20 protein-coding genes and 1 pseudogene are annotated in these 22,928 nt (G+C 48.4%); 13 read left to right on the forward strand and 8 right to left on the reverse strand.

Going from position 1 to position 22,928, the window contains the following annotated elements:
* Positions 1 to 285 precede the first annotated feature (285 nt).
* From WC598_RS03725 to WC598_RS03760, 8 genes and pseudogenes are all read left to right on the forward strand, one after another.
* A pseudogene (locus tag WC598_RS03725) lies at positions 286 to 600 on the forward strand (thiamine-phosphate synthase family protein); the annotation flags it as partial.
* A 46-nt stretch (positions 601 to 646) separates the two neighbouring features.
* Positions 647 to 907, forward strand: coding sequence for a hypothetical protein (locus tag WC598_RS03730; protein WP_372960131.1), 261 nt, complete (start codon positions 647 to 649; stop codon positions 905 to 907).
* A complete protein-coding gene (locus WC598_RS03735) occupies positions 904 to 3,948 on the forward strand; it encodes a DUF4129 domain-containing protein (protein WP_372960132.1) in 3,045 nt (1,014 codons plus the stop codon). The genes WC598_RS03730 and WC598_RS03735 overlap by 4 nt, the downstream gene beginning before the upstream one ends.
* Positions 3,935 to 4,822, forward strand: a complete 888-nt coding sequence (locus tag WC598_RS03740) for a DUF4350 domain-containing protein (protein WP_372960133.1) — start codon at positions 3,935 to 3,937, stop codon at positions 4,820 to 4,822. Before WC598_RS03735 ends, WC598_RS03740 begins: the two co-directional genes overlap by 14 nt.
* Positions 4,823 to 4,831: 9 nt before the next feature.
* Positions 4,832 to 5,806: an AAA family ATPase gene (locus WC598_RS03745; protein ID WP_372960134.1), complete on the forward strand. Its 975-nt coding sequence runs from the start codon at positions 4,832 to 4,834 to the stop codon at positions 5,804 to 5,806.
* 9 nt (positions 5,807 to 5,815) lie between these two features.
* The gene (locus WC598_RS03750) at positions 5,816 to 7,126 is read left to right on the forward strand and encodes a DUF58 domain-containing protein (protein WP_372960348.1); all 1,311 of its coding nucleotides are present in this window, start codon (positions 5,816 to 5,818) and stop codon (positions 7,124 to 7,126) included.
* Positions 7,123 to 7,596 (forward strand): hypothetical protein, encoded by a 474-nt coding sequence (locus tag WC598_RS03755; protein WP_372960135.1) that lies wholly within the window; start codon positions 7,123 to 7,125, stop codon positions 7,594 to 7,596. Before WC598_RS03750 ends, WC598_RS03755 begins: the two co-directional genes overlap by 4 nt.
* Complete coding sequence (locus WC598_RS03760) at positions 7,593 to 8,366, forward strand: hypothetical protein (RefSeq protein WP_372960136.1); 774 nt, start codon at positions 7,593 to 7,595, stop codon at positions 8,364 to 8,366. Before WC598_RS03755 ends, WC598_RS03760 begins: the two co-directional genes overlap by 4 nt.
* On the opposite strand, the gene WC598_RS03765 is transcribed toward WC598_RS03760, so the two are convergent.
* The 6 genes from WC598_RS03765 to WC598_RS03790 all read right to left on the reverse strand — a co-directional run bounded on the left by WC598_RS03765 (position 8,358) and on the right by WC598_RS03790 (position 15,530).
* Positions 8,358 to 9,341 (reverse strand): DUF1616 domain-containing protein, encoded by a 984-nt coding sequence (locus WC598_RS03765; protein ID WP_372960137.1) that lies wholly within the window; start codon positions 9,339 to 9,341, stop codon positions 8,358 to 8,360. The two genes, WC598_RS03760 and WC598_RS03765, sit on opposite strands and share 9 nt — an antisense overlap.
* Positions 9,342 to 9,866: 525 nt before the next feature.
* Positions 9,867 to 11,264 carry a hypothetical protein gene (locus WC598_RS03770; RefSeq protein ID WP_372960138.1) on the reverse strand — a complete coding sequence of 466 codons (1,398 nt, stop codon included), beginning with the start codon at positions 11,262 to 11,264 and terminating at the stop codon, positions 9,867 to 9,869.
* 1,553 nt (positions 11,265 to 12,817) lie between these two features.
* Complete coding sequence (locus WC598_RS03775; protein ID WP_372960139.1) at positions 12,818 to 13,393, reverse strand: hypothetical protein; 576 nt, start codon at positions 13,391 to 13,393, stop codon at positions 12,818 to 12,820.
* A 130-nt stretch (positions 13,394 to 13,523) separates the two neighbouring features.
* On the reverse strand, positions 13,524 to 14,087 hold the full coding sequence (locus tag WC598_RS03780; RefSeq protein WP_372960140.1) for a ferredoxin domain-containing protein: 564 nt from the start codon (positions 14,085 to 14,087) through the stop codon (positions 13,524 to 13,526).
* Between the two features lie 454 nt (positions 14,088 to 14,541).
* The gene (locus WC598_RS03785) at positions 14,542 to 14,754 is read right to left on the reverse strand and encodes a hypothetical protein (RefSeq protein ID WP_372960141.1); all 213 of its coding nucleotides are present in this window, start codon (positions 14,752 to 14,754) and stop codon (positions 14,542 to 14,544) included.
* A gap of 398 nt (positions 14,755 to 15,152) precedes the next feature.
* Entirely contained in the window at positions 15,153 to 15,530 is a 378-nt protein-coding gene (locus WC598_RS03790; protein WP_372960142.1) for a translation initiation factor IF-5A, read from the reverse strand.
* 94 nt (positions 15,531 to 15,624) lie between these two features.
* Between WC598_RS03790 and WC598_RS03795 the strand changes: the two genes are divergently transcribed.
* From WC598_RS03795 to WC598_RS03815, 5 genes are all read left to right on the forward strand, one after another.
* Positions 15,625 to 16,401, forward strand: a complete 777-nt coding sequence (locus WC598_RS03795; RefSeq protein WP_372960143.1) for a bifunctional fructose-bisphosphatase/inositol-phosphate phosphatase — start codon at positions 15,625 to 15,627, stop codon at positions 16,399 to 16,401.
* 4 nt (positions 16,402 to 16,405) lie between these two features.
* Positions 16,406 to 17,218 (forward strand): NAD(+)/NADH kinase, encoded by an 813-nt coding sequence (locus WC598_RS03800; protein ID WP_372960144.1) that lies wholly within the window; start codon positions 16,406 to 16,408, stop codon positions 17,216 to 17,218.
* A 242-nt stretch (positions 17,219 to 17,460) separates the two neighbouring features.
* A complete protein-coding gene (locus WC598_RS03805; RefSeq protein WP_372960349.1) occupies positions 17,461 to 17,952 on the forward strand; it encodes an amino acid-binding protein in 492 nt (163 codons plus the stop codon).
* Positions 17,952 to 18,938, forward strand: coding sequence for a homoserine dehydrogenase (locus tag WC598_RS03810; protein ID WP_372960350.1), 987 nt, complete (start codon positions 17,952 to 17,954; stop codon positions 18,936 to 18,938). Before WC598_RS03805 ends, WC598_RS03810 begins: the two co-directional genes overlap by 1 nt.
* Positions 18,922 to 20,028, forward strand: coding sequence for a sugar-specific transcriptional regulator TrmB (locus WC598_RS03815; RefSeq protein ID WP_372960145.1), 1,107 nt, complete (start codon positions 18,922 to 18,924; stop codon positions 20,026 to 20,028). The genes WC598_RS03810 and WC598_RS03815 overlap by 17 nt, the downstream gene beginning before the upstream one ends.
* Positions 20,029 to 20,174: 146 nt before the next feature.
* On the opposite strand, the gene WC598_RS03820 is transcribed toward WC598_RS03815, so the two are convergent.
* On the reverse strand, positions 20,175 to 20,543 hold the full coding sequence (locus tag WC598_RS03820; RefSeq protein WP_372960351.1) for a DUF86 domain-containing protein: 369 nt from the start codon (positions 20,541 to 20,543) through the stop codon (positions 20,175 to 20,177).
* A gap of 67 nt (positions 20,544 to 20,610) precedes the next feature.
* A complete protein-coding gene (locus WC598_RS03825) occupies positions 20,611 to 21,027 on the reverse strand; it encodes a nucleotidyltransferase domain-containing protein (protein ID WP_372960146.1) in 417 nt (138 codons plus the stop codon).
* Between the last annotated feature and the right edge of the window lie 1,901 nt (positions 21,028 to 22,928).

The raw sequence follows: 22,928 nt of genomic DNA on the forward strand, positions 1-22,928 counted from the left end.
GAAAAAAACAAAGTTCAGCGTACTTTTTTGTAGTTTTTTGACGGAAACAAAGAACTCATTTCAAAAAAAACTCATTTCAAAAAATGTGTTTTAGGAATTTTTTCCTGATTCGCGGAAAATGTATGGAAGTAATCATAGGATCCCCAGAAACCAGCTGACGGGGAAGCTGATACCCATTACCGATACCATCCTGCGATAAATTTGTCTTGCAGAATGTGGATTGCACTCAATAAATGGGAAATGTGCCGGGATCTCGTACCACTCACACAGTAAGTCGGGAGAAACTGCGTATATACGCAACTGCGTACACAATATCCACGGGGCGGGATTGCAGTGGACGGAAGAATCACGATTGTAAGGGACATGCCAAAAGCTGCCGGAAATATCGGGTTTGGCACATTCAGTCATCTCGCACACCGAATCATCAGTTATATGAAAACCGATCCGCAGACAAGGCCCGCAATTAATTTGCCAATTGCCCGGCAATCTCCCGATTGCTTGAAAAATATTGCTCAGCCAAAGGAAACCGTACGTTCAATTCCCGAATCAGGACAGGTACGGATAATAAGCGCAGCCGGTACCATCCCTCATGTAAAATGAAAAGGAAATTACGTATACTCATAATTCGAAATATAAACGGGAACTGATGAAAAAGAAAATTCTCGCAGCTATCGTCATATCGGTCTGGCTTATCATTATCAGTATCTTCATGCTCCTTGCCAGCCGGATAGACCTTGAAATTTTTTTTGTTCTCTGGCTGATAGGTCTTCTTGTCATTGTCGAACTGATGGATACCCGGTTCACTCTCCCGCCATACCTGCGATGCATAAAATATCTTGTTGCAGTCGGGATTGTCATATTTGGCGCGATTGTCACCCAAAAAATCCTGGAGATCCTGGTTAAATGAGATCGCTCGTGCGCTACGCGGTTCTGGTTCTGCTTGCGGCAGGTATTCTTGCTGCGCTTCTGTTTACCGTACATGCACCCCTTATTTATTCCCTTGAACAGGATTCCTTTGTCTCACGATACCACGATAATACTGAAGTTCTCAAAAGCCAGGCGGTTAACAGCACAACCGATTTTCTGCCCCTGATGCAGGATCTCCTGGATTATTCCGGGCCAATTACCGTGAATATCAACATGAACAACATGGATCAGGTAAAGCGGGATCTCAACAATTACGCAAAATACAATAAAAACCTGGATAATCTGATAGTCAAGCTCGATATGAGCCAGAGCGAAATTGATACCTTCGCAAAAAGCACCAGGAAACAACGGGAACTCTTAGCGGAACTGGCGAATTCATCTCTATCGCTGGAGGAACTCAAGACCCTGCAGGTCCAGTACCGGGATCAGAACAACCCGGACATGCTCGTGTCAGTCACGATCCAGCAGGAGACCATCCGGAAAAAAATACGTGAACTCTCAGCTGAATATAAAAATGAGACCGCAATCACCCAGGCAATTGGTAAAAAGAATAATCTGGATATCACAAAAACGGAAGAGAGCGTAAAGGAAGTTGAAAAATTTGTCGGAGCACAAAAAACGGAGAGCCCGCTCATCCAATCTCCAAAACTCACCCTCCTCCTGATACCCGATAACGGCCAGTACCTGGATACTATTGATTTCTCCGGCCTTTATTATGATGGAAACACGGTACGGAACAATTATCCTATCGTATTATCCGTCGATAACCGATTGGTCGCACAGATTACTACCGGAAAAGATGGTATATACCACTCGGCATTCCGGATAGAGCAGATATCAACCGGTCTGCATACGGTTTCTGCATCGTCAGGGGCATTAACGTCCGGCACAAAAACCCTGACCATAAAACCCGCAAATTCCGTAACGTCACTCATCATTACTCGGATAAATGATAAACCTGAGATCCAATGCACAGGAAAAGTTATTGCAAACAAGCCCGTGCAAAATGCACCCGTTGCAATATTAACAGATAGCCGCACGGTTCTGCCCATTACTACAAAAAATGACGGTACGTTCCAGACCAGGATCCGCCTTTCGTCGGGGATTCACCGTGTACAGGCACAATTTATGAATACAACCTATCCGATCTCATCCTCGAAAAGCCGGGTATATGAGATCGAAGCTGGCAGCAATGCAATTTCCAGCATCAGGCTTCTTGATACCGCGATGAGTGTAGATGACATCAGTCTGGCAATTACACCCACAAACGGTACATATAAAGATAATCTCAATTTCACCGGAATACTGACGGGATCAGATCCAAAACAAAAGAGAATTGACGTATTTATCGATGATGCATTGTATCGCACCATGCTGACCGATGCTATAGGTTCTTTCACGGAATCATACCCGATAGAAAAAATGAGAGCGGGAAACCATACCGTCTTTATCCGGTACAGTGAACCAAACATTGGGGAGATCTATTCTGAATCACTCCAGTTCATCGTACATCCCGTGGATTCGGTTACCACCCTTCACATTGAAATGACAGGTAATGGAACAAGACTAACCTGTACCGGAAACGTAACCGCGAATGCACATGGTGTCTCGTCTGCCCCGGTAGAGATTGTCTGGGATGATCGTAATGTAATCAACATCCGGACAGATGCAATAGGATCATTCCGACAGAGCATTGCACTTCCTGCGGGCAATCATAGTATCTATGCCCGGTTCGCGAGTGTGGATTATCCGGTAAAGGCATCCCGGAGCGGAAGTTATCCGGTTACCATTGTTCCTGCTCCGGAGGGATTATCCCTTGAAATTACCCCGGCATCGGTCACGTATAAGGATCGACTCACATTAAAAGGGGCGTTGATCAGCTCAGATTCCCGCGAGAGCACGGTTGATATATTCCTTGATAACAGGTTCGTTGCAACAACAAAGACGGATCGCACCGGACAATACTCGTATCAGATAACAATTGAACAAATCCCCAACGGAAAGCACACAGTTCAAGTGCGAACAGCAACACACTCATCGGGGGTTAAATCATTCCAGGTTCTCCTGGCAGAGTCCCGGACATCCATAACAATTGAAAAAACCAGTAATTCATCCATAGGAACCTGCAATGGATCGGTCATGGCCTTTGGCCGGTCTGGTAATACTATCAGAAAACCGGGAAACATACCGGAAGTGCTGGAGATCATTGCCACACTGGGAAGGGATCCGTTTGATGCTGAACTCATTCCTGTAAGTTCAGCCCCGGTTTTAGTCATAGTGAATAACCGGACTCTTTTTGAGTCATATACAGATCAAACCGGGAAATTCTCAACTCAGGTTACTCTCCCGCAGGAAGACTGCACAATTACCGCACGATTTATGAATGAAAGTTATCCGCTGTTATCCTCACAGAGTGCGGGGATCGTCATGAACCGGCCCTCGACGGTAATTTCACCCGCTCCCGTTATAAGAAAGAGTTTATCAAACGGGTTTCTCCTGCCTGCTGTTGCAGCACTCATCCTGATCCTGTTTGCAGGAGGGGCATACATCTACCTGAATCGGCGATCGATTTTTGTCAGGTCCGGAAAAACATCTGCGGAAAAGATCCCTGGACCGGAGGCATGGATTTCTCCCGATATCACGCAAGATGCAGTGATGGAACCAGACCTGTTTATCCCGCCGGTTCCCCAGCCGGAGGAGGATCCGGCATCCGTGGATCCGATCCTTCTCCGCTACCACCGTATTCTCCATGCGCAGGGACTGAGCACGGCTGCGCGGGAAGTCTACCTCCATTTCACCGGTCAGATCGCGCAGAAACTGCAGATCCACTGTCACCGGGCCCTCACCCCCCGGGAGTTTTTGCGCTCCTGCAACAAGAGACCTGTTGACAATGCACTTGCACCGTTTATTGCTATCTATGAAGAGATACGATATGGCGGAGCCAAATCCAGGGAAACGGAAGAGGAATTTAACGAGATGGTAAAGACAACCGAGAAATCACTGGGAGATGACGATCATTAAAGCAGAATTCTGGTTCTCGGGATTAGTTCTTCTCTTCGCGATTCTCATCCTTTTTGGGCATCTCACTACAAACAACCAGGAATTTTCACGGTATAATACCGCGTGGAACGGGACATCGCAGTTTTTCTCGGATCTCGACCGTGACCGGGTTGTGGAAATTTCCGGCCCGGATCAACTGTCGGCCTATCCGGCGAATGCTACACTTTTGATCATAGCGCCGGTCCGACTGCCAACGGATGAGGAACAAATCGCATACCGGACATTCATTGAACGGGGCAACACGATCATTCTCGCCGATGACTTCGGCACCGGGAATGCCACATTAAAAGCGGTTGGCAGCCGGATCTCAATACAGCCGCTCAGCCTGTCCAGCGTAGACCGGGAATTTGCAGACGCATACTCAATCGTTGTTTATCCCGTAACGAATGAAACTCCCGTAAAGGATGTAAATAAGCTCCTCCTGAACCACCCTGCCCCGTTAAACGGAGGAAACACACTTGTGCGGACATCTGTCATGAGCTGGATTGATGCCAACAGCGATCGCCGAATCAGTAAAAACGAGATGCTAAGTACATTTGCGGTGATCTCATCAGAGAAAATAAGTAAAGGCAGGATTATTGTCATTTCAGATCCGAGTCTCTTTATCAACTCAATGTATGCAGAAGATAACCGGTGGGACAACCGGCTTTTCATAAGGAACCTGGTAAATGAGCCGGGTCCGGTATTAATCGACCAGATGAACTCCCGGACCCGTGACGCGGAAGGACTCAACGAAATACTTCATGTCATAAGAACCAATGTAATAATAGAACTCATTATTTTTGCAGGGTTATTGCTCCTTGTTGCGGGAGTATGGAAGACGAAGAGGATATAGGTGGCCAGGATGGATGCGACTGCACAGGAAAACGGAATTGCAGAGATTGCCCGGTTATATTCAACCGTGAACGAAAAGATTGGGACATTTGTTGTGGGCAACCAGCAGCTGATCGATTTTATCCTGGTTGCCATGTTAAGCGAGGGGCATATCCTTATTGAAGGTGTGCCGGGCACGGCAAAAACTACGATTGCAAAATCCATTGCACTTATCACGGGCTGTGGGTTCAACCGTATCCAGGGTGCAATCGATCTCCAGCCTACCGATATGGTCGGTGTGCGGATCTATGACCAGGATAAAAAAGAATTTTCCTTACGAAAAGGCCCGGTCTTTACCAATATTCTCCTTGCTGATGAAATCAACCGCGTCAACCCGAAATCCCAGAGTGCATTTATCGAATCAATGAGCGAACGACAGGTAACGATTGACGGGATCACGCTGTCACTCCCGAATCCGTTCTTTGTGATCGCGACCCAGAACCCGTTTGAATTTGAAGGAACATTCCCCTTGATCGAAGCCCAGCGGGACCGGTTCATGTTCGGCATCAAGTCCTCCCAGCTGAACCCGGAAGAGGAACTCAGTATCATCCGGAGGATTAACTCGGGAGAGCTCCACTGGGATTCGTTTGCAAAATCACTCACCCCGCATCTCTCTCCTCAGAAGATCCAGGAGCATATCGGGATAGTCCGTAATGTCCGAATCGAGGATCCGGTCCTTGAATATATCCGCGACCTTGTTATCGCCACCCGCAACCATTCGGATATCGATCTCGGCGGGTCCAGTCGTGCTTCGATTGCACTCGTAACCGGCGCAAAAGCACTCGCAGCACTCCGGAACCGGTCCTACGTAATCCCGGATGACGTCAAGCATATTGCTCCCGCAGTGCTCAATCACCGCATCCTCCTCTCCCGGGAAGCGGAAATCGGTGGCGTTACTGCCCAGCAGGTGCTCGACGAGATCCTCAACAAAGTCGAGGTGCTCTGAGTCGTGCAGATGCGGCGGTGCGCGCAGGGACTGGCTCTTGTCCTTATCCTTGTATTCACCTGTGCGTATATCCTCGATGACATGGCGCTCCTCCTTGCCGGGGGAACTCTCCTCTGCGCGCTGTCAGGGCAGTATCTCCTCTTCGACCACCGGTTCCGGAAGGTTGTTACGTCCATTCAGGTACAGCGGACACCGGAGCGTTCCCAGGTACGAAAGGGCACAACCCTGCGAGTGTCAACAACGGTCTCCGTGACGGTTCCCCATCCCATGAGCGTAAAAATCACGGAACAACTCCCGCCCCAGGTTGTGATCCAGGACGGGAATACTGAAGCAGATGCCGGGCCGGATCCTGCGCCACAGACCTGCCAGTTCAGGTACCGCATAACACCGGTTGTTCATGGGAACGTGCAATTTCCCGGTATCAGTCTCTCGGTACGGAATGCATTTTTTGAGAACAGCATTGATCTGTTTTCCGAAGCGTTCAGCGGACCCGGTCTTGTTATCCAGCCGGTTGGCTTTTTCGAACCGTCATCCAGGAGATCATCCGCTGAATCGCGCGAAGTTGAGAAACTCAAGGTGGTAAGCGGGTTTGGCATACGAGCGCTGCGGGAATATTATGCCGGGGATGACTTTCGACGCATTGACTGGAAACTATCAGCTAAGCACAACAAGCTTTTTGTCCGGGAATATTCCGGCATGGTGACTATGCCACCATTACTCATTATCGATCTCCCGTGGCGGGGAGCACCCTATCCGGAACATGACCTGAACCGCATGGTGAGCGCAGTTACCGGTATGGCGGAGCATTCAATTCGATCGTTCCAGTACGTCTCTATCCTTATCATATCAGGACCAAATATCCTTCACTTTACCCCCCAGGAAAAAGATCTCCAGCAGGGAATTGCCGTACTCCGGGAATGGATGCACCCGGTGGAACGGACAGTACACCAGTACCGCATCCCGGACCGGGCGGATATCCGGGGAGCCGTCCGACATCTGGAAATGGTGATAATTGAGGGTAAAAACTCCCGGGTGAATGCCTTTTCCGATTCCCTGCGAAAGAAATATATCAGTATGCTTGCGCACATGCAGGTTCCGGCATTTGCCGGTCAGGTTGCCCGTACGCTCGCATCCATTGAGATTGATGAGATCTATCTCTTCACGCTTGGGTGCGGGGATTCGAGCCACATCCGGCAGGTTATCCGGCAGGCAAAGATCGCACAGATGGTTATTCATACCCGGATTCCCGATGCACGCGTGCACATCATCAATCCGGATTCAATCTATAAGGGTGCTGATACGCTGGAGACATTTACATGAAGCCGGTGATATGGGATTACGGGTTTCTGGCAGCGCTTGCAGTAGGAATTGCCGGCATCACCCTCATGAGTGCATCTCCTGTATGGTATCTCACCATCATATTTTTCTGCCTTATCGCAGGGGTCTGGTATGGAACCCGAACCTGGCCTGACCGAGCGTTCTATCTGGTATGTGCCGGAGAACCACTCATCCTAGCCTGTGGTTCGATTAACCTCTGGACAGGGCTGTTTGTCATATGGATGGTAGCCGGACTTGTCTGCAATGCTTTGAGGATTCTCGTATTACACGAAGAAATCCGGTTTTTTATCTTGTTCTGTGGAGCAACCGTGCCTGTTGCCGTACTTGCCCGGGTATCAAACCATGTTGTTCTGCCCTTACTTCTGCTCTGCACGGTCACCGGAATTATTATCGCAATCCAGGCAATTCGCAACTACAAGTTCAGGAAGCAGTACAGCGGAGTACGTCCATGAAAATTCCCCACCTCAATCCCTATTACCGTGCGGCCCTCATCCTCATTGCGGCTGCATGTGTTCTTATTGCTATCGCGGTCTTAACCAACCGTCGGGATATCACCACTGCGGCGGTCGTTATCTCCGGTGTCATCTGCCTTTTAACCGGCATATTCCTTGCAACCCTTTCCCGCAGTGAACCTCTCGATACCCGGTACGTGAGCCTGCTGTCAGTCCAGGGATCCATCAATCTCAGCCGCGTCTGCGCTGACCTGGGCATCCAGGGGAATGCAACAATCATTCCCAAAGGACGAGATGGCAGATCCGAGACGGTACAGTTCGTTCCGGTCGCAGAGTTTAAAGGGGCACCCTCAACGGCAGGATCCTTTGTAACCGGCGCAGATACTGCAGGGCTCCAGATAATACCCTCCGGTGACCCGCTCTTCCGGGAGATCAGGGACCTGGAGCAGATGATAATTCCGGAGGATATGCCGGCAATAAAAGATCTTATCAGGGAAGTAGCAGTAGAGGTTCTTGAGATTGCCGAACGGGTTGAAGTTACTGATGACGGGGATATTGTTTCCGTTACCATGAAGAACTACCGGCTGATTAACGGGTGCCGCGAGATATCCCGCGAATCCCCGCGTTGCTGTACAGCAGTCCCCTGCCCGGTCTGCAGTCTCTTTGCCTGTATCCTTGCCGAGGGAAGTGGAAAGGTTGTGCAACTGGAGCACTGCAGCGCAGAGCCCGCAACCGGATCCGTCAAAGCCGTATTCACGCTCTTACCGTGATCGGATCGTGACCCAGAGGTGAAGATCCCGGTAACTCGCGTTGATCCTGTCCATTCCCTGTACTCCTGCATCCGGGACAGCAGTATCGTTGAACAGGAGAAACTCGAGACGATTATATCCGGTTGTTTTGGGCGCAAATGAATACGGGGTTATTACGGTCTGGTTATGCGCAACCGGTACAATAAACCGATTGACCGGGGTCATGGCACTCACGGTTGACGTGTTGGTCTTTTCGTCAAAGTTCATCTGCACGAGATAGGTCTCGACCGTGTAGGAAATGTTGCGGTATTCGTGATTGCCGACCCCGATGAAGAGGGAACGGTTCTGCCCGACGATAAGGCTCGTGGGATAGTCGGCAGCTTTCTGTTTTTCCCCGAGGATAAAAAATTCTGTAAATTTTTCACCCTCCTTGGGTACTACGATCACGTAGACAGTGGTCGTTACTGCTGCAACAATTGCAAGGAGTAAAATTATGGAGAGCACCCGGTCCAGCTGTGAGGATTTTTCAGGGAAAAATTCAGCGACAACGGCTTTACGGATTGCTGGAAATGGGACTTCGAACCGGTCTTCCGGCGGCAGTAGTGCCCTGCGGTATTGCGCAACAACACCCATGGCAAGGGTAAAGATAGCAAGGCTGATAACGATTGGATCGAGCCGTATTCCCCAAGGGGTATAATTCAGGGCAAGCCCGATGAGTGGGACGACTGCGATCGAGAGCCCGAACGAAAGGGCAACCCGTTCAATACCATCAATATCGCTTTTTTTGCTGAAAAGTGCTGCAATGAGCGTATAGCCGGGAATAAACAGTACCACCGGAAGCCCGAAGAGGATCCGGAGGAATGTGTCATTGACATAGGGCACAAAAATGGCGAGAATTGCAGCAATTAGCCAGACGTAACAGACAGCAAGATCGAGAGGAATCCGGTGGGTAAAAAATGCGTCGATGACGGTATCGAACGGGCGCTTTTGCTCCATCTGTAGGAAATAATGGTTGCCGTTATTATTTATGCTGTATGAAAATTCCGGTTATCTGGTCTGTACCGGAGTCCGGGAGGAAAAACGAGAGAATAATACTGAGTGAATAGCATGAACAGACATATACCGGGAGTTTGGCTCATAAAGCACAATAAATAGCCAGAATGTGAAGGGTGACGAAGATTCATTCCAGGGTAAACCTTCAAAAAATTCGGGGAATTGTTGTTTTTACTACCGTAAGTGAGATGTGAAGAACAGATGTACGGTCATACTGGGGAAGTTTGCATTTGCTTACTGCATTTATGGTCTGTTGTGAACGATTTCTCCCGGACATTTAAAGGGAGCCGGAAAAAATTGCTGTGTACCATGTTCACGTGATTTCCCGGGAGCGAGTGAGGATCCTGGAGAGGGGAAGAAGTGAGATGCCGTCGCGACATGCCATTCCATTTTTCAGCAATGGTTTGTGTTACACGAAAGAATTAACTGAGGCCGCATTGAGGACTCACAAAAAAAGATTATTGATTATTACTGTTTTCTGCTGACAATGAAATACCCCACGAGACCTACAATTGCGATGACGGCAATTGAGGGCACGAATGGGCTCTTGGGCGTTGTTGTCGGGGATGCTTTGGGAGCAACCGGCGTTGCCTGGGCGCCGGGAACATTAGCAGTTGCCGGGGTTGTTTCCTGGATTAATGATCCATATGTCTGAGCGGATGTGCTGACTGGGGACACTGCACCGCTACCAACGCCGAAGACCTGGAAGACTGTGAAATGCGTGGTTGTACCGGAGATTGTGCGCCCGCTGGGAGCGTTCATCGTGATACCCTGCCATGCCTGGGTTGTCGGGTTAAAGTACTGGATAACGATGTTTGCCGGAACTCCGCCCGCCTTGGCAAGAGCTGTAGCATACTGAGCTTCTGTCAGGGTAAAGGAGACGGTAACCGGCTGGTTGAAGGTTGCACCGGCAGGAGAACATTCGATTGCTGCTCCCTCAATGGCAAACACGCCCGCTGCAGGAGCGGTCCCGGCTGTGACAGCGGCAACTTCAGTTGCGGTAAGAGGTGTAACGGATACTGAACTTATTGGCGTTGATGCACTTGTGAGTGATTTTGTACCCTGGGGGATGCTCACGGATGCAGCAACGGGGGCAACTGCGGTGGTTGCGATGTTATACGGTTCAAGGGTCTGACCCGTGGTAGTTGTAAGGAGAGGTTGTGTAACCATGCCTGGAACTGCTTGTGCAACTACCGGCGCTGCTGCAACTACTGCGGCAGATTTGCTGCCGGAAACACTTCCCCCGGAGGTGCTGTCGCCACCATTGATCGGTGCAGGGTTCGGGCGGGTTCCCCTGAAGGTAAGGGTTTTATCGAGCACGGTAGAGGCACCGTCTTTGACCTTGATCGTGAGGAGCCCGCTGTTGATGTTGTTGACGGTGAAGGTAAGATCCGAGGGATTGATTCCGGCATCTGCAACCGTGCCACGTTCTGAGAAGTCTACGGTCACTGCCTGGGTGGGAGTGACAGGATAGCCAATGATTGAGATATTCTGATAGGTCTGCTTCATGACATCGTTCGTTGCAACGATTTCATACGGAGCAGCCATGTCAGACAGATCCAGCACGGTTGCCGTACTTCCCTGGACATGGAGTGTCAATCCATTTGCTACATCAAGGTTGTCTGCAAGTAACAAGGTTGATGCCGGAGTCATTGAAAACGGCATCGCATAGCTGGTAATTGAGAACATTCCACCATTTGTATACAAGTTTGAGGACGTCATGTTCAATTGGAATGTATTCGTTGCCGCAAGTCCGGTTATCCTGACGGTAACCGTATCTCCATTGTAGACATTGTTGATATCCGAAGGGGATGTAAGCTCTGCAGTAAATGCAGATACCGAAGGGATCGCTACAAGAATCAACATTGCACATACCAGGAGCAACATTGATTTTCTCTGCCAGGATAAGGCACCAGTTTTCACATTCATGATCATAACCTTCCTAAGTTAAAGATACTGTCCTTTTTATTTTAAAAATATATTAATCATTCTGTCTTGAGGAGCACTAAAAGCGCGGTCTGGTGTAGTAATTCATAAAGTCAATCTTAAAACTCATATATCCCCAGGGGAATATTATTTTTACAAAATAGCATATCCGGTCTCTCGGGAATTGCCAGATACTATTCACTGAGTCAATGATAAATTATCACGCTCGCGAATATTCTAACAGAATTATGCCCAACTGCGAACCAGGATTCAAACTCAGCATTCTAAAAAAAGGTAGTGATTCTTGTTGTTTTTTATGAAAAAAAATTGGATCCCACACGTTCTGCATGATGATTTTTAAAAAAGACACATACCCATCAGATTGTTCAAAAAAAATCATTCAACAAAAAATTTTTACAGATCCAGAACTTCCCTAATTTTTCTTCATGAATCCAGGGCCGGTATAAATCAACAGCACTCACCAATCAATCGACATTTCGAAGAACCGGAATAACCGGTAACTAATTTAAGATTTTTATGAATCCCTTCCCGGATGAAGTCCCAAAAAAAGATAAGGACGGGACAAATCATCATCGGTTGTACTCTGTCGCGATCGAACCCGGGAGAAGAACATCCGTTGAAAGAGACCAGCTATTCTTTAAAAGAGATGAGATTATCTTCAGAAAAAACCGGATCACACTGTATCGGAAAACGGTTTGGCATCCACAATATTCCGCAAACGTTCTGAAAACATGACGGCAAAACGTTTCTTGCAGATTGGGTGGATCTCTCTTGGCATTCCATCAATGCCCTGCACGAAGTAACTGAGAGTCACATTTCCGGATTTCTTTTTTTTCCCTAAAGGGAATGGACATCAATAGCCTGGGTAAACTCAAACGGTTCTCCGGTAAAAGGGAGTTCCTGGCGGAAAGCGTTCAGTTTCTCCAGAGGGGGCGCGACTCAGATGTACCAAAACCATCAGTTGCAGCGGTTCACATCCGTTTATTTTCTACCACAGTACTTCACTAATTTTAGAATGGATCAATAACCCTAAATTTTCCTGCATATTCCGAATCAGGATTATCGCCCATGTTGGCCTCCTGGGACCCAGTCAGGTGCCAGATGATACAAAGTTCGACCAAAAAACACTCCTTTCAGAACACCGCTAAAGGGAAAAATAAAGGACCGCAATTTGACCGGTTTTGGATTTTCGGCACAAATTACGGGAATAATTTCCATGGTGGACAAAATAGTCCCATTTTTGTGTTCACCTCCGGACCCTGATGGGGAAATAAGCCCGTTTCTATCCCGGATTGATGAGCGTGAATGTATGTCTGATGGCAGGGCAGTTTTAGCCCATAAGGTGTGCGATTATTAAGAAGTACTATACCCGGGTAATATTCCAATCAATTCGGGATAAATGAAGATTCAGGGGATTTAAAAAAAATATCCTCACTAAAAAAGGAATGAGCCACTGAAATAATAATTGGGATCTAATCTTTTATGGTCCGGGTCAGAACACTCCCGTCAGAGCCGATGATCTGTTCGGGCAATACAATGCCGGGGTATCTCGGGTCTTCATGGGCGGGTACGAGTTTGAATTGCCGGATGATCTGTGCACCGCCCTGGGCGGTTGGAAGAACCTTGATGTAATACGACATATCCCCGAGGGTTACCCATGTGCCGGATGCTTCTGATACGATATTGGTGATGATGATATTATCGGAAATGGTTGTGATAAAGCCGATACGATAATCCACGGTTCCCCCCGGATAGAATTTTAATTCATGGCCCATGGGTCCGTCTGCCGTCATGTATTTGTAAACATACCGGTGAATGATGGGATCGGTTGGGGAGAACGTTGTAATTGCCGGTATAACAGGTGCAGCCGTTGTTGATGCCGTGGATATTTCAGGTTCGGGGGTGACCGTCACTGTTACGTAAACTACCTGTGGCGTAGATGTGACTGCCGGCGTAACCGCCGTGACCGGGGCCGCTGCTGTGCATCCGGCCAAAAAGATCAGACTAATGAGCAGAACAGGCAGGACCGCGGCATATATCCCTTTCATAGTCATCCATTAGGTATTCCAGCTCTTAAATCACTTCTCATCTCCCACGGAGTATCGCATCCTGCCAATATACCAGGTCTGCATAGCCCGGTTTCCCGGGCCGGCCTCATTGACCTCACAATGCCATTACTCATTGTCGAACAACAATCCGATCAAAGAAGATATTCTTTCCGGTTGCCGCAAGCGGGATTGCGTACGCAACCGTGCATTCTCCCCCGAGAAGGCCAAGGTCAACTGCAGCTACCCCGCCGGAGTACATAATCCGGTTGTCCACATTATGGATCTGGGCGGTTTTGACTGCAGAGCCGACAGCAATCCCCAGGTCTGTCATTCGTATCGCACAATTTGGCCCGGAAAAACGTGCGGGTGCCCGAGCCCGGCCACGACATGCAGTTTCGAACTCATCGCACGATGCGTACCCGCAGGCTCCGCAGTTGACGCCAACCATCATGGCTCCTTTCGATCCAACGATGAGACATGCATCCGATGCCGCGATATTCTGTGCGTCCCGCAGGAAGAACCCGATCTTATGCTCCCTGCCGAGAGATTCCAGGTGAGATGCAAGGAGATTGAGCTCATCGCCCGAGATTATTTTCAGGATAATAGTATCCACGCCTTTTCCCTTGGGAGCCGTTCTCGCTGCCAGTGCCATGAGGTCGGCCACTGCCAGGACTGCCCGTCTCATTTCATGCATAAACCAGTATTGGCTGGAGAACGGGAAAAAAGGTTCCGGATGTTCCTGACAGGCAATATTTCAGATTACCGGGATTCCCGAAAGTGAACGAGAAGAAAAAATTTGGCTTTTGAGGGGTTTGTATGCGGGGAAAAACTGATTCAGAATGGACATCCACCTTTACGCTATTCAACCCGAATGGGTGCGGGAAACTCATGATGTCCCATAATTACCGGTTGAAGGATTTTTGTTTTTTATAAACCGGTAATATGATGTTATCGCAATACGCTCCATCGCCAGCCAAGACTGGTGGCGAAGGAGTGGTAAATCGGATGAAATGATTATCAGAATTCTCTTCAAGGTGGGAATTTTTTAAAAAAACGCACCATGCACCGGGCGCACAGGAGCAGATCAATGGATGGTGATGGCGTGGTGCCTGGCGGGAGAATCTGGTCCCCGTGGCGGTAAAGCCGGATTAAAAGGACCTCACGTTCTCGGATTTCACCCAGCCCTTGTCAAGGCAGGTCACCAGGTTATTGATAATCACGATCTGCTCTTCGATTTTGGATGAATATTCACTTTCTGATAGTGCCACATATCCCCGGATTGCCTGGAGAGAATTTCGTATCTGGTCATTGAGAACCTGGGACTGCTCCATGTTACACTCGATCCGGGAAAGCCCTTCCACATTCAGCTCCGATTCTCACTTTCTCACTGTTTCCAGTCAGTGATATCATGGGACTGGATGGCATGGAGTATGATCACCCGATACAGGTTGAAAAGCATTCTGGAAAACATTAATGAGAATAGGGGAATTCAAGGATCGCAAATCACGCGAGGAGGATTATTCAAAAAATCGGAAATACCGGTTGGCAGTCACTTTTTTGTCGCCTTACCATTCGTGAACGGAACACGTCAGGGAAGTTACCTTGGCTGTTTTGGCCGATCAGACCCTGTTTTTCTCATAAAAAAGGATTTCAGCAGAATAGAGAATTTTTTCTCCTGCGTTAAGAATTTGTTAAACGATCTGTTTAACAGAATACTGGTTAAAGGAAATACAACTGGTTATTAAAAAAAAATACATTGTTAATCGAATTTTTTCTTTCCCATGGATTCGATGTACATATACTCTTTCCCAACCTCGATGACCCCTTTCTTCTCATCAGGGATTGCAACTTCGAAATTGGTATAGTCTTTCATGTCCATAAGTTGCGCCATATTGCCTGCAATGGAAAGAACCTGGCCGCTCTTGCGCTCAACAACCGGTACATAGGTTTTTGCCGATACGGGCTGGACAATTGAGCGCTTGACGCCGTCAAAGATCCCGACTGCATCGATACGGGCTTTTGCAGCGCCGTGTTTTCCGGGCTTGGACGTGGCAATCCCGACAACACGACAGGGTTCTTCTTCAATTACTATATAGCGGCCTTCCTTGATCTTTCCGATTTCTGTCTGTTCCTTCATTGTTCACACCTAGATTAACAATAACGTAACCGTGTTAGTAATTTATCTCTATTGCATTACATAAATACAGCGTTGATCGGGGAACCAGCTCCTTATGGATTTTTTCTCTGCATGCGATGAGATGGCAAATGACGTCCTTGAGAGTATTTCTGACCTTGTGGGGACCGAGGAAGGTGGAATTACGGTCAGGATGGGCGCAGATCTCACTCCGACAAAAAAAATTGATCAGGTTGCAGAAGATTGCATTGTTAAGTATCTGCAGGAAAATCCCCTCTGCTCTCTTCTAATCAGTGAAGAGGCCGGGAATGTTACAATGACCGGCGAACAGGGCACGATCTTTCTCGATCCTGTTGACGGCACCTTCAACGCCCTTGCGGGGATACCGTTCTATGCACTTTCCCTGGCCTATGCCGAAGAGGGCATAATACGAAAAGCATACGTGCGCAACCTTGCCTTTGACGAAACCTTTACTGCTGAGATCGGAGCTGGCGCGCGGTGTAATGGCAGGGTCATCCACACATCCACAGTTGCCAATCTCGATGAATGTGCTGTAAGTGTTTACGGCCGGAAGTTCAATCCCTCCGGAGTGATGCAGCTGGGACAGAAAATAAGGAGATGGCGTCTTTTAGGTGCATCTGCGCTCGAACTCTGTTATGTTGCGTCAGGCCGTATCGATGCATTCATTGACCTGCGCGGAACGCTCCGCATTACCGATGCCGCAGCCGGCATGCTTATATGCGCAGAATCCGGAGGTCGTGTAACTGATATAAATGGAAAAAAGATCCAATTCCCCAATGATGTCAGCGTTGGCCGGTGCCTTATCGCTACCAATGGAATACTCCACCATAAAGTGATTGAATACCTGAGGTGAATTGGTGAAAGCACTCATAGTTTCCCGGATTGATAACAGGGATGCTCTGGCGTTTGCCCTGAAAATTCAGAATATCCTGGAACAGGAAGGCTGCTCAACAGTTTTTGATTCTGATACAGCCGCAGCGCTTCATATGACCGGTACTCCCGTTCAGAATGTTGTTGCCGATTTTGGGATCATCGTTGGTGGAGACGGGACCATTCTCCGGACAATCCAGCAACTGGGTACCCAGATTCCGGTTCTCGGTATCAACTGGGGGGAAGTGGGCTTTCTCGCAGATCTTGAACCTTCAGAAGCCCTTGATTTTATCAAAAATATCCCATCCGGCTTTATGGTAGAAGAACGAATGAGAATCGCACTTGTTAAAGAGGGGACCTGCCTTGGTGTTGCCCTCAACGAAGCGCTGATTGTAACAACACGGCCGGCAAAAATGCTCCGGTTCACGATCGTAGTTGACAATGTAGCCGCTGAACGGTTCCGGGCAGATGGCCTCCTGATAAGTACCCCGACCGGCTCAACAGCATATGCGATGAGTGCCGGCGGCCCGATTGTCGATCCCCGCATCCATGGATTCCTGCTCGTACCCCTTGCACCGTATATGCTCTCTTCCCGCCCGCATTTGATCTGCAGCAACCGCGACCTGAGCATCCGCCTTGAGAGCTCCAAGTCCGCGAATCTTGTTATTGACGGACAACAGACCTTTGAACTGGGAACCCTTACAACCATCGATGTGATGATGTTTGATAAACCCGCCCTGTTTATCGATGTCAAACGCAATTTCTTTGAAAAAGTGGATGACAAACTTCGCCACTTATAACCACCCGGTATACCTGCCGGAACCTCCCGGACAAAGACGGGAGGTACGGAGAAAAATTTTCACCCAATTCTTCAGGTTTTTCTTCGCTGATTTTAATCAAGACAAGTCTGAATAATCCTGTGACGCGACAATCCGCATGGGGCTTTTTTCGCATTCATAATCCGGAAAAAGCCGCCGTTAATTCATACAATTTATCTTGAAAGCCGATCTACTACATGAAAGGTGGTTCCGTGCAGGTCTCCATGAAACTCGAGATGAAAGATTCACCGGGTCAACTTGTCGCAGCGTTGAAGCCAATTTCCGATGTGGGAGGAAACATCATCGCTGTCATTCACCAGCGGGAACCCGATTCGGATTCCGATACCCTGGATGTCCAGATCGTTCTTGAATTGCCGGAAGGGCGGCTGGAAAAACTGAAGGTTCTCCTCCAGGAACAGGGCGTCCGCATCCAGCGCATTGGTGAGGAACGCCTCCTGTATACCCGGACCGTTATCATGATCGGTCATCTGATGCATACCGATTTATCCGATACTGTCGGTCAGATCGATTCAACCGGGTTTGCCGAAGTCAGTGAACTTTCTATGAGCATGCCGGCAGTCAACGACAGATCATCCTCGCGCATAACCATAAAAGCAGTCAGCAAAGAGGATATGGCAGCGGCTCTTGCAATCCTTCGCCGGGTCGCACTCCAGAAATCACTCCTTCTTGTCGAACCCCTGGAGGATATCGCATGATGCGGGTTGCACTCATAGGTATGGGATCCGTTGGACGGGGGGTCTTAGAGACCCTGGTGAAAAAAGATCTCGGAATCGTGGTTACAGGTATTGCGGATTCCCGGAGCGGCTGCATGGATAGTACGGGTATCGATCTTCCTTCAGTCTTATCGGCCAAGAAAAATGGCAGGCCTTGTGGCAGCCCCGATATTTCTGCAACTGACGTTATAAAAAATGCAGATTACGATGCCCTTATTGAAGTTACTCCGACAAACGCATGTTCCGGGGAACCTGCTATCGGGTACATAAAAACAGCCCTTGGGCGACAGAAACATGTGGTTACTTCAAACAAAGGCCCGATTGCTCTCGCATATAAGGAGTTGCGGGGCCTTGCGCAGAAAAACCATGTGGCACTCCGCTATGAGGCAACAGTTGCAGGTGCGATTCCCATTATGCACACGCTGGAACACGGTTTAAGCGGCAATGAAATTTTCGGGCTCTATGGTGTGCTGAACGGGACCTGCAATTACATTCTTACCCGGATGGCAGCCGAGGGCCTGACCTATGACCAGGCCTTAATGGAAGCCCGCGAGATGGGATATGCCGAAGCGGATCCGACCTATGATGTGCAGGGAATTGATGCAGCGATAAAACTGGTTATCCTTGCAAACACGATCTGGGATAATGGCGTGACGCTCGATAATGTTGAACGTACCGGTATCGATCTCCTCACAGCCGATGCCCTTCGCCTGGCAGAAGAAGAGGGATGCACAATTCGTCTTATTGCAGAAGCGATTCCAAGAAAGAACATCCTTCGGGTCACGCCACGGATCATTGAGAAAAACCACCCACTTGTTGTTGAAGGAACCCTCAATGCCTTGACCCTTGAGACAGATCTTGCAAAAGAGATCACGCTGATTGGGAAGGGTGCCGGGTCGATTGAGACCGCAAGCGCAATCATCGGCGACCTGCTCTTTATCCGCGATCATCATGTCCAGCGTACTTGAGCACCGGCGCGGTTACCTGCGCCTGATGCGCCAGTTCACCCTGGACAAGGGTTTTTTTACGGTGACTGATGTTCAGCAGGCCGCCGGTATTCCCCGCAGTACAGCCCAGGACTGGGTGAACCGGTTGCTGAACGAGGGGTGTGTCCTCTTGCGGGAAGAGAAACGCGGGAGGAGTGCTGCCCGGTACGCTGCCATCAGTGCTATGCCCGCAAGCACCTGCAAGCGCATTTTTACTACGGTGGATGGAGATCAGGTTGCCATATATCACGACTGTATGAGCGGGGCCTGTGCCGCATTCTGCGGGTACCATCATTCGCTCGCCGGGGGTGTACTCTCCCGGGTCCAGCGGGACGGAACGTTACTTGCGGAATCCGCTGACATCGGTATGAAAGAGATCTCCGTAGGATTATCACCCCTTTCAGCCGTGGGTGTTTCCGGAGTTTTACGCGATGGCGATGCAATCGTCCAGCATATTCACTCCATTGGCGGGCCGGCATATTCTCTCTCGGATATGATGGCGAGAGCGGATGGTGTTCTCCGGGTTGAATCCCGGCATGACGGGCACCTTGTCAAAGGCAAAGTCTGGACCCGGGCCCTTACCCAGGTGACAATCGGCATTGATGACACGGATACGAAAGATGGCGGAGCCACATTTGCCCTTGCCCTGGCACTTCTCAATCACCTGTCCAACATACGGGGGATTCTGCCCATCAGCCACCATGTTGCCATGCTCAACCCGGATGTTATTTCCAAAACAGCCGGCAACTCGTCAAGTTTCATCGAAGTTGCAATCATGCCCGACCGGTACAATCTCCTCATCGAAAAAACCCTGAAATTTGTTGCGGATGAGGCCCTCTCAAAGGAATGGGGAATTGCGGTCATGAGCGGGCTTCGGATCCCTCCCGATCTCCGGTTATTTGGAAAGATGGTACGGGAGCAGGAGATTTCCCGGTCGGTTGCTGAAAAAACTGCAGAGTTATCAGGGATTTCACTCTTTGGCGGAAACGGTGTGATCGGTGCATTGGGGGCGGTGGCACTCGCCGGGTTGCCCCATGAGATCCTCCTGGACCCTGCGAAGAATGATTTTTAACCGGCATTTTCCTGCACCAAAGGCGGGTTTAAAACCCGTGATTTATTAAAAATGCGGGATATCTTTTTTCGTTATAACAACGGGATACTGATTATCTGGTTCTCATTCACGGCATCTTGGAATCACGAGAAAAGTATGGAAACCCTTCATTCCTGATTTCGGATTTTTTTCTGCATCAGATCAACAAAATCCTGAATTGTGTTGATCTTCATTGTCAGGATGAACAGTTTTTCTTCATCAATTCCATGATATTCATGAGAAAGAAGGTCCCGATAGGTTACCAGCTCGATCATATTGTGAGATCGATTGTCGCTGATAAATCCGTTTTTTCGAAGAAGCGTGAAAATTTCCCGATACGTTGAAGGGATTCCCATATTATGTGCAATGTTCACTTCGTTCCCCAAATCGAAGACCCTGTTTAAAAGGGAGAAGAGAATCATGGAAACCGCATAAAAATTGCGCTTGTCAAAAAGATCCTCTTTGGAGTGGATGTCAAGTCCGTTGAGATCTTCAATATACTATCGAATATCCGCTGATATGGATCCTATCCTCTCAATATTGTAACTTATTTTCTTTGACATGTCACTTACTCCCGGTAATGCCAAGGATGCGAATGCAGTTTCTTCGGATAAATGGAGCAATGTCAAGATATTCACGGACGGTGTCAGCCATGAGAGCTTGAAGGGTTGGTTTGTCCCTGCAGAACAGGATTTTTCCTTCATGAATCACCCGGAACCTGATTGCGATAGGAAGATCCTGGAAGAAACTCACATCAATTTTATCCGATCCAAAACTTAGCAGATACATTTTTACGGATTCGGAAACATTCTTTTTTGTAACAGCACAGAGATCTATGTCGGAGATCATCCGTGCCTGACCGCGAGCCAGAGAGCCGAACAGGATGATTGCAATAACTTCGTTACATAGTGCGAGTTCATCGATGACATATCCGGCATCTTTGATGTCGGGTATCCTGTTCTGTGGACCGGATATCTGCATGAGGCCTCGTTGTTGTATAGAATGACGATTGGTTTTTTATATATTCTGTGGTTGAGTTATGGTACTATTTATCTGGATGTTCCCGTTCCTGTAATTGTTGCTGCCCGCTCCAATGAATAGCAAGATCCTGGGGATTGTTCCCCCGTTGGATCGAAGTTCTACGGGTAAAACGAATGAAGGTACGGAAAACAGGGATCATGGGGTGGGGGGAGATGATCTGTTCCGGGTTCAAATCGGACCCGGATTCCCCAAAAAGGGATCGTGATCGTAGAGGAAAACCCTAAAAAACGCTCCGTTTTGGTTCCTGTGGAGAAAACGCTCAAATATCGGTTTGTTTGGCAAATACGGGCTGAAAACGACCTCGCCAAATGCCCCATAACGCCCTTTGGATTGAAACGGTTTTTGCCACATATTTCTGGTCATCTTTCATGAGAACCTCTGCCAGAATGCGAATATGGAGGTCTTTTTCTTTGGGGATGTTTTGTAACAACAGGGTGTCGCTACGTGAAATCCTGGATAGAGGATTTGTATTGGCAATTGTGTTGGTTTTCTGATAAAATATAGGTCTGGAGCGAACCGGCTTCTGGCAACGTGATGATAGATACGTGTTGTGAATAGATGCTCGGTTCCGGGCTTAAATTGGGCTCTGATTGTCAATAACCGGATCTTGATCGTATTGGTAATCACTGGAAAACGCTCCGTTTTGGTTCCTGTGGAGAAAACGCTCAAATATCGGTTTGTTTGCCAAATGCGGGCTGAAAACGACAGCACCTAATGCCCAATAACGGTCTTTGGATTGAAACGGTTTTTGCCACATATTTCTGGTCATCTTTCATGAGAACCTCTGCCAGAATGCGAATATGGAGGTCTTTTTCTTTGAGGCTGTTTTGTGAAGATGTGGGGTTGCGAAGTGAAACCCTGAAAACAGGGATATCACCGGTTGAGTGTCTGACAATGTCAATATCCGTACACGTGTCCATGATGGAGGGATACTCAGGAGATGAGGTATTCCGGGCTTAATCTTGGCCCGGATTACTGAAATCGGGATCATGATTCCGGGTTTTTGGGGTTCCAGTACTTCACTAATTTTTAGCCCGAACTAAAGAAAAGCGTAAAATCTCACCAGATAGGGCACGCCTGATAGGGTCACTATACGGCTAAAAAGTCAGCTGATTATCAAGACATCCTCAAGAAACGTTGCGATCCGGTACCTGCTGACCATCATTTTGTTCCTGCCCAAGAATATCCGGGAGTCACTTCAATGGATTTTCCAGGTTCCCATTCTACATGGTCCCGTAACAATTGATGAAGATGCGTTCCGGTACTTCGGAGGTTCTGGTGAATTGGATATTCTGGTAGATGTTGGCTATCCACTATGTACGGAGGAAATATAAGATACGTGCCGGACTCGTACGATTTGTCTGGATTAAGGTATTCTCCAGAGCATTTTTTTCAAGCAGACTCTGCTGAAAAATTTTCAATCGCGATCATGGGGTGTCAGTTGATTAGGCGATAATCGGATAATTATCCGACAAAATGCATGTACAAGCGACAAAATTTTTGATTCTACGGCGTTACTGTTCGGGCCTGCACGGCAAGGGTCGATTGAAAAAAGGTGAGCAGGGGGTAAGGGGTCGATTGAAAATTTTTTGCCGGAGATCGATTGCGATGCTGATAATGGTGTAACTATTCATTTCAGGTTTTTGGCAGGTAGTGCACAGTACCAAGAATAACGGAGGAATAATTAGTGAAGTACTGGGTTCAGATATCCACCGTACAAAAAAATCCTGAAATTTGGGGTTATTTTTCCAAAATGCCCGTAATTATGGTGATTCAAACCTGCACTATATTGGGCTTGTACGGGCACTTTGTTCTGCCATATAGTTTATGAGTTGGGAGGG

Source organism: Methanoregula sp. (assembly GCF_041645475.1).
Classification (GTDB): Archaea; Halobacteriota; Methanomicrobia; order Methanomicrobiales; family Methanospirillaceae; genus Methanoregula.